We start from the raw sequence: 10,572 nt of genomic DNA on the forward strand, positions 1-10,572 counted from the left end.
AAAAAATTTATATCTCAATTCGCAGAGGTTGCAGTTGATGTCGGCTCAGCGGCTTTTAGCGCAGGGCTGACAGAGGCTTGCGGGCTTGGAACTGTCACCGTAGGTGTCGTCTGAGGTGCGGGCTCTTTCGGTTGCACCGGGGGAGTTGGTGGCGTGACCGGTATTGCCGGACTTGAGTTTTTTGTTTCTAAACAAGGACCTAAATCATCTGGCAAATACACCACGTAGATTTGTTTTTTACCTTGGAAATTACGAGTGAAAGCAATGCGCTCGCGGCTGTCATCAGAAACGGCGGGGCCTGCCAAAGAGTCAACCCCTTTGAACACCACTTGCGTGCACTTATCCTCAAGATCGTAAGTCTCAAGCTGGTATTGCTTTTCGCCTTTGCGAAGGATGCTATAGAAAAGACGATTCGGCGTACGCGGAGCAAAGGCCAAATCGCGATAGGTGCCCTCGCCAGATTTCAAAACTTCGGATTTCTTATTCCTGATCGTGAACAAAACCAGGCTTTGTTCTTGAGTCTTTTTATCTTTTTCGACGTAAATGATCTGCTTGTGATCCGGAGTGATCGCAGGGAATCTGCGTTCTTTATCCGCAGTCGCAGAAACAGGTGAGACGGCTAGATTCTTTAAATCCATGCGATCAATACCGAGAAGATCGCCATGGTTCGCAGTGAATAAAATAAACGGCTTCGTCGGATGAGAGACAAAAACAGGTTCCGCATCAAATCCAGGTTGTTGGGTCAGACGTAAAATCTCGCTGCCAAAGCGATCACTCATGTACAAATCCGAAGGCGGATAATTGCGATCAAAGTTTTTATTGATGAATGGACTTTCCTTGATCTCGTCCGTTGTCGAAGCATAGATAATCTCAGAGTCACTCACGTAATCGGGATCAAAGGCATCGCCATCAGAGTACGTCACGCGACGCTCTTTATTGCGAGTCAGATCCATTTCGTAAATTTGTGACCCTTTGTGATTCTGTCGGCCACTGCTAGAGTAAACGAGCTTTGTGCCGTCCGGAGAAAAGCGGGGATGTTCGTTATCTCCTTGGAAAGTCACCTGCACAGTTCCCTTCGCAAGAAGATAATCAGGTGTGAGAAGATCCTTAGTGACGCTCAAATGGGAGCAACTGCTCAGCAGTCCCATCATAGCGAGGATCTTCACAACACGTTTCATACATCTACCTTGGCTAAAACTTTTTGTAATAGGGAAGAGGGATTGACCTTCTTAAGTTCTTTCAATTCTACCCACTGTATGTTTCGGCCTGCGAGTGATTTTTTCTGAGTGATTTGAATAAAAATATCGTGGTGAGTGATGTTGTGTTTAGCATCATAGTCCTTAGGCTTGTCTTGTTCTAAGGCGATCTCTCCAGGAAAAATCATCTGGCCTTTTAAGAATGGAGCATAATCGTTTTTAATCAATGCAACCTTACGGTCTTTGATTGATACAACAGGTTTCCAGACCCAGACTTCGCTTTCTTTGCGAGGCTTTTTCAGAGGAAGTTTCTCAATAAGATTTTTTTCGCGAGCCACACAATCCGCAGACCAAGGACAGAGCATGCACATGACTTTTTGTGGAGTGCAGACAGTTGCGCCCAACTCCATCAGACCTTGATTCAGGGAATCCGATTGGCCAAACGCTGCAAGATCATCAGAAATTTTTTGAAGTTCGTTGCGAGCTTTATTATTCCACCACTCTAGCTTGAGTCCGTACTTGCGTGACAGCACGCGAATGACGTTTCCGTCTAAGACGCCAACTTTCTCGCCGAAAGCGATGCTTGAAACAGCTCGTGAGGTGTAAGGACCAAAACCAGGAAGCTCTAAAAGTTCTGCCGCAGTTTTGGGAAAGCCGTTTGTCGCCAAGGCCTTAGCGGCTTTGTGAAGATTGCGAGCTCGTGAATAGTATCCTAGACCTGCCCATGCCTCTAAAACTTCTGATTCCGGAGCATTCGCAAGATCTTCTACGGTCGGAAATTTCTCTAGGAATTTTTCAAAATACGGAATGACCGCAACAACTGTGGTCTGCTGCAGCATCACTTCGGAGAGCCAAATTCTATAAGGGTCTTTGCTTATTCTCCAAGGCAGGGCACGTTGATTCTTTTTGTACCACTGCACTAAGTTTTTATGATCGTTTTTGTGATCGGAATTATGGTCGTATTTTGAACTCATTCGCGCTAATGTATTCTCGAGATATTTGGGGAGTCAATATGGATTACAAACCTCTGAGCGGACGCGAGTTTCCTCGATTTTCCGCAATCAAAACTTTCTTCCGCCTGCCTTATGTTGAAGTAGGGGCAGACTATGACGTGGGAATCTTCGGAATTCCTTTTGATGGTGGAGTTTCCTACCGTCCTGGTGCACGCTTTGCGCCAACAAAAGTTAGGGAAATTTCTTCTTTGGGTCGTGGTTTCCACATGACTCGCATGGAAAATTTCTTCGAGAAATTAAAAGTCGCAGATATCGGTGACTGTCCAACAGTTCCTATTGATATCAAGCAAACTTACGAACGCATTGAAAAATTTGTTGGCGAAGTTTTATCTCACAACAAGAAATTCGTCTCTGTGGGAGGAGATCATTCGACGACACTTCCTGTTTTGCGTGCGTTAAGAAAGAAATATGGACAGCCTTTGGCCTTCGTTCATTTCGACGCGCACTTGGACACTTACCCGGCGGCTTGGGGGCAAGAATACCATCACGGTGCTTTTGCTCGTCATGCCGTTGAAGAAGGATTGGTGGATCCAAAGAAAATGGTGCAGATTGGAATTCGCGGTCCATTGGCGGGTGGCGATGATCTCGATTTCGTAAATAAGCACGGCATTCGTGTGATCACTGTGGATGAAGTTCGCAGTAAAAACATCAACGAGTTTCTTCACGATCTTCCAAAGTTCGATAATACACCGACATACATCAGCTACGACATCGATAATTTGGACCCGTCTTGTGCTCCGGGAACAGGTACTCCGGTTCCGGGTGGTTTAACAACTTACGAAGTGCAAAGAATTTTCCGCGCCTTGGAGATTCCAAATCTAGTAGGTTGCGACATTGTTGAGATCTCGCCACCGTTCGACCAAAGCGACATTACAGCTTTGGCTGGAATGGATGCGATGTTCGAAATGCTTCACTTATTCGTTAAGAAATAGATTCGAGCAACCACTGCTGAATCTTGCCAACCAGTTGATGGGGCTCTTTGCGTGAGCGGAGCCACCACAACGACAGATGACTCTGTTTTAAATTCTTCAACTTCCCATAGGGGATCTCAATCACTTCTTGATTTTCAAGCTCGTTTAGAACTGAAAGGCGAGGCACTACGCTCCAGCCATAACCTTTTGTAACGGCTGAGCGGATACCAATCATGTTATCAACAGTGATCGAGATATTTTGAATTTGTTCTGGAAGATTCAGAAAATCTTGAGGATTCATATCGTAATGACGAACGAAGGGCTTCTCTAGCAGTTTTTCAATAGTTTCATCATCATCTGTTTTTTTAAAATCCCTCTGCCACGATTCTGGAGCAATTAAAACCCATTCTTCAGGAAGAATTCTTTTATAAGCAATCAGTGGATCAACAGGGGCGCCACAGGTGATAATATAATCACAGGTGCCTTCGACGAGCTCTGTTTCAAAGCTTCTGCTCGGGGTTAATACCACCCAATTATAATGATCCTCTGTGGTTTTGTGTAAGAGCGAGTAGTAAGGAACGATGACTTGTTCAGAAAGCCACATTGTGGTTCCGATGCGCATCTGCGGCTTTGAATCCAAAAGTTTTTTCTGCGACATCAAAGAGTCTTCAGTCCAGCGATTTAGCAAATGACCTTTTGCTGTTAAAACCCAACGACCCTTTATTTTTTCCAATAAGCCATGCTCGTTAGCAATACGTTGAACCTTGCGGACCAGAGCTGATGGATCGCAACTAAGGCGCGTGGCAACTTCGCGTAAGGTCGCGGAATCACGGAACTCTAAGGCAACTAGGCAGTCTTCTGGGGGGATTTCAAACCGTGTCATGTTGACGATTTGTAAATTCGGAACTGCATTAAAGTCAACAGGCAAAAACGCATCGGTTGTGTAGGTTGTGCTTATCGGAGGTACTTATGAAATTATTTTTTGCAATGTTCGCTTTAGTTGGTGTTTTGGCTCAGGCTCAGTTTGCCGCAGCTGCAATCGGTTGTTTGCCAGGGGAATGTGGCGGCGGAGGAGGAACTCCTCACCCATCTCCAGGCTATCCCGGTGGTTGCTATCCGGCTCCGACTGATATTGCGTCTCTGCGCATTCAAGCTTTTCAAGGCTGCGCTTCTGCAAATGCAGAGTCTTGCGACAAATGTGATGTCAATGCGACAAGCTGTTTGCCGAATTTCACAGCCGGGACTCACAACGGTGTGACTTGCGTTTACTGCATTCAATAAATTGAAAAGGATCCTTGCGGATCCTTTTTTTATGAAGCTGGATTGTCTTTATATACTTTGATGACCACCCGACGGTTCTTCGTGCGATTTTCTGCATTGGCAGAGCCATCCGGGTTTTCATTAGGGGCAACTGGCTTCGTTTCACCCCAACCCATCAAAGTGAGCTGTTTCTTTTGAAAGCCTTGAGTTTCAAAAACCTGCGCGATACGAGCCGCACGAATTCCTGATAGCTCCCAGTTTGATGAAATGATCGGATGAGTGATTGGTGCATCATCCGTATGACCTTCAACTTTGATATCGTAGTTCTTGGCCTCTTTCTGAATAGTACTGGCAAGCTTTGTCACGATGCTGACGGCTTCGGGCTTTACTTTGTAGTCGCCTGAGTCAAAGAACAAAGTGCCCGTGAAAGTCATTGTCACACCATCATAACTTGCTTCCACTTGAACTTGCTTATCAAGGCCATTGCTGGCGATGACTTTCTTCAAGTTTTGCTCAAGCTGCTTGTAAGGTTGCTCGTAGTGGCCGCCAAATTGTTTCACGGCGGATTGCTTTACGATTTCCATTTGTTTTTGATCTGGCTTTGACATACTCGCCATCAAAGCAAAGAAGCCCATCAACAATGTCATCATATCCGCGTAACTTACAAGCCAGGGTCCTTCGCCCTCTTCCTTTTTTATGACAGGTGCCGGACCATGCATCTCATCATGGTCATCGTGAGCCACTTGCAAGTGTGGAGGAGTCTTCTTTGGATCGGAATGATTGTCTGCGACTTGCAGATTTCGTCTTCGCAAACCCATAATTACGCCGCTTTCTGAGGTGAAGCATCAGTTCTTTCGCTTGGTAACAAGTAAGATTTGATACTTTCTTCCACAACCAGTGGATGTTTCTTCTGTCTGATCAGTTTGAAGCCATCAATCACCATTTGGCGGATGATGCCATCCATACGATTTGCTTTCGCCAAGTTTTCGCCCAATGGAAGGAACACAAAGTTTGCGACTGCGATTCCGTACATCGTTGCGACAAGAGCTACCGCAAGGGACGGACCTACTTTCGAGAACGCGTCAGCGCCACCCATGTTCTGCATCATCGAAATCATTCCAATAACCGCTCCCAAGAGACCGAATGCCGGTGGGAATTTTGATAAGGCTTTAAAGATTTCGGCGTCTTCTTCATGGCGATGGTGCATGTTTACAGCGCGTTTAGAGAGAATGCGATCCATATCATCTGGATCTACAGCGCCAGACACAAACATGTCGACGGCTTCTTTTAAAAACGGTGTTTTCAGTGTTGTTGCCTTATCACGAAGATAATTTTCGTTTTCGCGATAGCCTTTGGCGAGATCGACGATTTCAGAGATGGCAACGCTGATTTCCTCGTTTTTACCAAGAACTTTTTTGAAGAACACTTTCATAAGTAAGAACATCTTTTTTGCAGAGAAGCTCAAAAGACTCGCTGCCAATGTTCCACCGATGACGATGACGAATGCGTGTGGATCCAGAAAGACTTTTGCTTTATCAGTGGAGGTAATAATCGCACCGATTAACACTGAAGACGCCAGTAGAATCCCTAATAATGCTGATAAATTCATTTCCGTACTCCTTATAAATTAAATTAAAAACACCAAAATAAAGATCCCACTAATGATGTGGACATGATTGTGCCCGTTCCCATCATTGTGTTGGCGATGATAAGTTCACCACGTGCGCCCAAGCTTCGAGTCAGCTGAAAATCACCGCCGACTCTTGGCGAGATATAAAATCCCGCAGAGTTTGACGTCTTACCGTCAGCATCTGGAAGATTATTCGATTGTGCCATACCGATTCCCATTCCAACGAAGTAGCCAATGTCACGGAAGACGATCTCTTCAGAATCGATTTTGTCGACAGAAACGTAAGGTGTTGGAATGGCATTCATATAGTAGCTATAGTAAATGCCAGTGAAAGACATGGATGTGCTCATCGGGCTCAAAGAGACCGAGCGCAAATGCTCTAACCCCACCATTTGTCGCGAGGTGATTACATAGTCCATGGTCACAAGCGAGGTGAAAGGTCCCTCTGTCTCCGTGATTTCATTGCTAGCCTGTGTTTGGCCTAAGCCACCACCTACGGACACTCGAAATCCAGCCAAAGCTGGCGTTGCCAGCGCTGCGCAAAGAATGTTTAACATGATCAGCTTACGCAGCATGAGAAGCCTCGTCGTGTTGCTTGTTGTCCATGTAGATTCTGGACAAGGCGATGTTTTCTGATTGAAGAAGTTTCGCCCATTTATTTCTCAAACCCTTAAGTTTCTGATTTTGGATATTCGGATCCGTAATTGAAGAAAGCTTCAAATCATCTTCCAAAATCGTGCGCATCATCGGAGGGCATTCCTGCAACAATTGATTTTGCGCTGTTGGAACTGTGCGCATCAATTGCAGAACTTCATCCGCAGTTGCAACTTGAGTGAGGCGTCGCAATGATTCAGCCTTCCATTCATCAACAAAAGCTAGTGTCACATAGTTGTGCTTCAAGTTTTTGCCGTCATTTGGAAGCGATGGACATACTTTTCTCAATGTTGCGATTTCATCCAGTGGAGACAATGATTGGATCGCTTCTAAAGTTCTTGGGAAAAGATTCACAAGGCGAACCTGATCCTTCGAGTTTTGGGTCTCGACAACCACTTTAACACTTGTATCGTGATCCCACAGTTTGCGTGCGTCGACTTCCGAGTTCATCAGCATCGAGCGAATGGTGTTCATACGATTGAATTCATCCATTTGACCTAAAACATCAGATTGTGTTTCTTTTGGAAGATACATCAACGCTAACGCCTTCGTGTCCTCGTTTTGGCTTTGTAGAACTTCGACCACTTCAGAAGCCTCTGACTGTGACAGGAAGTCAAATGGGCGACGTAGAGATTGAAGGCCTAATGTTCTAACACTGATCAAATCCCAGTAAATGACATTCATCCATTCTAGTTTCTCTGACTCGTCCATTGCGGAAACACTTCTATAAGCTTCAGATAAGTGTTCTTCATAGTTTGCGATCATTTCTTGCTCGATAGGGATGCGCAGTGGTGCCAGGGCGCCTGTTTCAGTCATGATTTTTTCACGGGCGCACACAAGGCAATCCACAAGAAGAGCTGTTTTCTTGAAGCCATCTTCATTCGCATCAATCCAAACCTTCACAAGATCGTTCACTTTCGCGCCAACCTCCAAGCATACGAAAGCGATTTTCTTGATCATTTGGTCTACGTCTTCAGTGCCGATGCGGGCCACTGGGCTTGAGCCCGGCAATTCTTCGTCTGCATTCGCATCAGATGGAGCAGGCAAAGCGGTTGTTTCCAACTGTCCTTTTTGATCCAGCGAAATGGGTTTGTTTGCTGTCGCAATTGTTTTCATTCCGGCCTTCAACAACATTCCCAGAGCCAGAAGAGCCAATGCCAATGCCAAAGCAGCGATCACCGTCATCCAAGGGCGAAGCTTCTTTAAGAAGGCGCTCTCGTTTGGTTCTGGCATTTTCTTGTCTTGAACCATAATTGAGCCGACGCTAGCTTTTGCAACATGGCCGTAGTCTTTTGTTAGACGTGTTTGCAGCCACTTTTGTAACTCTTTGCTGTATTCTTCAGTGTAGCTTTCATCAAGGCCTACGAAAACTTCCAATGACGAAATTTGATATTGCTTGCCGTCTTTAGACTGATCCTTTTGGATCTTCATTTCCTCAATTTTCTTTTCGTAAGAGTCGACAAGATTGCGCACGTCAATGGAGCCGATGTCCATACCTTCAGGCATACGCTCGTTATTTTCGTGCTTGTCTTTCTTTGGAGGCTGAATCGGTGCCACCTGTGCACGAACCGCCACGTTGAAAGTCTTTCTTTCAAGTTTGGTGGAAATTAAGTCTTCCAAGTTTTTGCGCACGTCAGACTCGATCGTGTTACGCATTTTCATGACGTCAGAAGCGAGATTCTGCGCAAGCGCGCTCACAGCAAATAGAGAGATGATCAAGTAGATGAACTTTTTCATTCGACAGATCCTCCGCCTTGTTCTTTTTGAATTTTTTCGAGCATCTTGATGGCGTCGTTAGATCCTGGATCGATATCCAGGGATTTTTTATATAGCTTGCGGGATTCGTCGATGTTTCCTTGAAGATAGTAGATGCCTGCTTTCATATTCAGGGCTTGAGTCATCTTGCTATCAACTTCAAGAACGTGATCGATTTCCTGATGAGCGGCCTCGTATTGACGAGTCTCTACGAATTTCTTCGCGTTGAAAAAATGCTTCAGAAGCTTATCAACAGTCGTTGATGAGTCCTCTGAAGGTTTCAACTTGATTTTCACAATTTTAGAAAGCTCGCCCCATCTGTTGGATGGAAGAAAGACGGTCTTTCCTTGAAAGTCTTTTTTCTCTAACGTGAATTCGACCCATTGAGCTGATTCAGATGTCAGTTTCAAGGTTTCGTTAATTTGTGATTCAGTTAGTTCAAGAGGAGTTTCGCCGATTTTTACGCGATCGGCTTTTCCCGCAGTGGAGACATAAACCGCCGCATTGGACGGCTCGCTTTGCACTATCATTTTTGATGTGCAAGCGCTTAAGCTAAGCAACAACGCCAATAAAATCCCTTTCACTGAAACCTCCAAGTCGCTTGTTTTATCGGTCTCATTTTGATTTCTTAAATCAGACATAAGGACTGTTTCCGGAATAGAGATTCTCATTTTGTCGCACGAGAATCCATGGATGCTTGCGGATCACCCTGTGTGAATCATTATGTGCACGGAGGTGCGGAAACTATTTTTTCAGAGGGAAAACAGGCATAGAGTTGTGTTTGCGGGGGATTAACGTGTTTGTGTTTAGTCTATATGTTTTTCTTTATATTTTCGTTCTCTGCGAAATGTTTTTGTAAAACATGATTCTCGTCTTCCGACTTGATCATGGATTTTCAAAGATCATCATCAAAGTACTGTCGGTGTTTTTTTGTGGAGCACATAGAAGCAAAATGTTTTGAGCGATGGCCCGGATGGCCGAGAAGATAGATTATGCGTTTGTTTCTGGCGATCCTAATATGTATATGCGCGCTTATTGGATGTAGAGAAAGTGACCTGACAAGTTCAGGCTCACAAAATACTCTTTCCAGTGCGACATACTATCTTTCTTCAGACACAAAAGTGCGCGTTTTCGAAGTTGCAAGCACGGATGTCAGCGGGCTTGGAACATTTGTCACAGAATTGACCTCGAACTCTGGTGTCTTGCAGATTCCATCAACATTGACTAAAGGTGATTACGGTACGCGCACGGATCCTTCTGTGGCGCAAACTATGGATTTAAATGTTAAAGCGTATAATTCATCTCATCCCAGTGGAGATTTTTTATTCGAAGCACCGCTCCTTGGCCCGGATGTGGCGATTACCAACGTGACAACAGCTGTGACTTGGCTACTACGTTGGGGTTATAATAGTCCATCTTTGAAGATTTCTCAGAACTCGTTCAGTAGTATTGTTACTAGTGTCGAACTCATCTGCTCAAACTGTCGTGCGAAAACAAATAGCCAAGTGCTTAGTTTTATTCAGAGTCGCTCGGACTTGCTGGGACAAATTCAAACAATTTTGAATGTGGAAAATCCTGGTTTAAATCTTACCTACTCGTGGAATCCGTCGCTTTATTATGCCTATAGTTCTCCAGTTCTTTCGACGCCGGGATATGGGGCGCAAAGCTCGAAACAACTGGAGACGGTGACTACTTCTGTCTTACTTATTCATCCCGAGCAATCGACCACGGCAATTCGTCCTACCTCTTGGTTGTTAACTCGTGCCGATAACTCGACTGAAACTTTGGGTGGCGGCGATTTGACATACACTTTTACGAATGAAGATCAAGTGTCGGTCGATTTCAAGCCTACATTTGATAGCACGACTCTGGGGAATAACATCACAATCCATTATGAGGTCGCCCGAGCAAATCGCGCTCCGGTTTGCGCGGAGCCAATCACTCTTTCGCTCAAAGCCAATCGCATGAATTCGATAGATCTTACGGCTTATTGTTATGATCCCAATAACGCAACTTCTACTCCTAATTTGGGTGTAAACTATGCGCTGATTTCGGGGCCAAGTGGTTTAACTATTTCGACAAGTGGTGTATTGAAGTGGTCACCTGCGAATTCCATGGCGGGAACAAGATATTCATTTCAAGTTTTAGTAACC

At 45.0% G+C, this 10,572-nt stretch carries 11 protein-coding genes; 3 read left to right on the forward strand and 8 right to left on the reverse strand.

The window, feature by feature from the left end; translation table 11 throughout:
• Window positions 1-14: 14 nt before the first annotated feature.
• A complete protein-coding gene (locus VF412_RS04615) occupies window positions 15-1,178 on the reverse strand; it encodes a hypothetical protein (RefSeq protein ID WP_331338039.1) in 1,164 nt (387 codons plus the stop codon).
• Complete coding sequence (gene mutY, locus VF412_RS04620; RefSeq protein WP_331338040.1) at window positions 1,175-2,170, reverse strand: A/G-specific adenine glycosylase; 996 nt, start codon at window positions 2,168-2,170, stop codon at window positions 1,175-1,177. The genes VF412_RS04615 and mutY overlap by 4 nt, the downstream gene beginning before the upstream one ends.
• A 38-nt stretch (window positions 2,171-2,208) precedes the next feature.
• On the opposite strand from mutY, the gene speB reads away from it, so the two are divergent.
• Window positions 2,209-3,141 carry an agmatinase gene (gene speB / locus VF412_RS04625; RefSeq protein ID WP_331338041.1) on the forward strand — a complete coding sequence of 311 codons (933 nt, stop codon included), beginning with the start codon at window positions 2,209-2,211 and terminating at the stop codon, window positions 3,139-3,141.
• Here the strand turns inward: speB and VF412_RS04630 are convergent.
• The gene (locus tag VF412_RS04630; protein WP_331338042.1) at window positions 3,131-4,003 is read right to left on the reverse strand and encodes a LysR family transcriptional regulator; all 873 of its coding nucleotides are present in this window, start codon (window positions 4,001-4,003) and stop codon (window positions 3,131-3,133) included. The two genes, speB and VF412_RS04630, sit on opposite strands and share 11 nt — an antisense overlap.
• An 86-nt stretch (window positions 4,004-4,089) precedes the next feature.
• Here VF412_RS04630 and VF412_RS04635 point away from each other — a divergent pair, with 86 nt between their 5' ends.
• Window positions 4,090-4,401, forward strand: coding sequence for a hypothetical protein (locus tag VF412_RS04635; protein WP_331338043.1), 312 nt, complete (start codon window positions 4,090-4,092; stop codon window positions 4,399-4,401).
• Window positions 4,402-4,430: 29 nt separating this feature from the next.
• Here VF412_RS04635 and VF412_RS04640 read toward each other — a convergent pair whose 3' ends face one another.
• Genes VF412_RS04640 through VF412_RS04660 form a run of 5 tightly spaced genes read right to left on the reverse strand, consistent with a single transcriptional unit; the run spans window position 4,431 to window position 9,003 of the window.
• Entirely contained in the window at window positions 4,431-5,198 is a 768-nt protein-coding gene (locus tag VF412_RS04640; protein ID WP_331338044.1) for a flagellar motor protein MotB, read from the reverse strand.
• A 2-nt stretch (window positions 5,199-5,200) separates the two neighbouring features.
• A complete protein-coding gene (locus tag VF412_RS04645) occupies window positions 5,201-5,989 on the reverse strand; it encodes a motility protein A (RefSeq protein ID WP_331338045.1) in 789 nt (262 codons plus the stop codon).
• Window positions 5,990-6,012: 23 nt separating this feature from the next.
• Window positions 6,013-6,585, reverse strand: coding sequence for a hypothetical protein (locus VF412_RS04650; RefSeq protein WP_331338046.1), 573 nt, complete (start codon window positions 6,583-6,585; stop codon window positions 6,013-6,015).
• A complete protein-coding gene (locus VF412_RS04655; protein ID WP_331338047.1) occupies window positions 6,575-8,401 on the reverse strand; it encodes a hypothetical protein in 1,827 nt (608 codons plus the stop codon). The genes VF412_RS04650 and VF412_RS04655 overlap by 11 nt, the downstream gene beginning before the upstream one ends.
• Entirely contained in the window at window positions 8,398-9,003 is a 606-nt protein-coding gene (locus VF412_RS04660; protein WP_331338048.1) for a tetratricopeptide repeat protein, read from the reverse strand. The genes VF412_RS04655 and VF412_RS04660 overlap by 4 nt, the downstream gene beginning before the upstream one ends.
• Before the next feature lie 408 nt (window positions 9,004-9,411).
• Between VF412_RS04660 and VF412_RS04665 the strand changes: the two genes are divergently transcribed.
• Window positions 9,412-10,572: hypothetical protein (locus tag VF412_RS04665; RefSeq protein WP_331338049.1), on the forward strand; the 1,161-nt coding region annotated here is incomplete at its 3' end.

It is taken from the genome of Bdellovibrio sp. (assembly GCF_036384735.1).
Lineage (GTDB): Bacteria > Bdellovibrionota > Bdellovibrionia > Bdellovibrionales > Bdellovibrionaceae > Bdellovibrio.

Excerpts from the sequence above, each read along its gene's own strand:
- VF412_RS04650 (WP_331338046.1), bottom strand. The coding sequence starts at position 6,585 with ATGCTGCGTAAGCTGATCATGTTAAACATTCTTTGCGCAGCGCTGGCA.
- VF412_RS04655 (WP_331338047.1), bottom strand. The coding sequence starts at position 8,401 with ATGAAAAAGTTCATCTACTTGATCATCTCTCTATTTGCTGTGAGCGCG.
- VF412_RS04615 (WP_331338039.1), bottom strand. The coding sequence starts at position 1,178 with ATGAAACGTGTTGTGAAGATCCTCGCTATGATGGGACTGCTGAGCAGT.
- speB (WP_331338041.1), top strand. The coding sequence starts at position 2,209 with ATGGATTACAAACCTCTGAGCGGACGCGAGTTTCCTCGATTTTCCGCA.
- VF412_RS04640 (WP_331338044.1), bottom strand. The coding sequence starts at position 5,198 with ATGGGTTTGCGAAGACGAAATCTGCAAGTCGCAGACAATCATTCCGAT.
- VF412_RS04635 (WP_331338043.1), top strand. The coding sequence starts at position 4,090 with ATGAAATTATTTTTTGCAATGTTCGCTTTAGTTGGTGTTTTGGCTCAG.
- mutY (WP_331338040.1), bottom strand. The coding sequence starts at position 2,170 with ATGAGTTCAAAATACGACCATAATTCCGATCACAAAAACGATCATAAA.
- VF412_RS04645 (WP_331338045.1), bottom strand. The coding sequence starts at position 5,989 with ATGAATTTATCAGCATTATTAGGGATTCTACTGGCGTCTTCAGTGTTA.
- VF412_RS04630 (WP_331338042.1), bottom strand. The coding sequence starts at position 4,003 with ATGACACGGTTTGAAATCCCCCCAGAAGACTGCCTAGTTGCCTTAGAG.